The 408-nt window shown below is 57.8% G+C and carries 1 pseudogene; it reads right to left on the reverse strand.

The features are described from left to right. Positions 1–240: 240 nt before the first annotated feature. Positions 241–408 (reverse strand): annotated as a pseudogene (locus OC71_RS28610) (site-specific integrase); the annotation flags it as partial.

A 408-nucleotide genomic window follows, 5' to 3' on the forward strand; every position in this document is an offset into this window, starting at 1 on the left:
GGCCAGCCAGATGGCAGCCAGACCGGCACATCCAAGGAACACAACCGATAGACCGCCATGCAGAGGCGCTTTGGAGGCTGTGACGCCTGATACGTTGAATTCCGCCCTATGTTCAATCGGCCCCCACACCTGGTCACTGTGTGGGGGCCTTTTTCTGGCATCGTGGAAACCAGTCCCTCCCTGGCTGGCTTATCACTCCATGACCTTCTGGCTTCTCCGAAAGTGCTGGTCTCAGCGGATTCAGCGCAGAGCTGAAACCGGTGACAGCTTCAAGGCCATTTGCAACATCCCCACCACATCAGATCCGTCTTTATTTATCCACGTCCCGTAGTGTTGACGGATCATGTTCCCGTTAGTGTGGCCCATCTGTTCGGCGATCCAGTTGATCGACGCCCCCCCCCCCCCCCC

Source organism: Pseudomonas sp. W15Feb9B (assembly GCF_000828175.1).
GTDB lineage: Bacteria > Pseudomonadota > Gammaproteobacteria > Pseudomonadales > Pseudomonadaceae > Aquipseudomonas > Aquipseudomonas parakoreensis.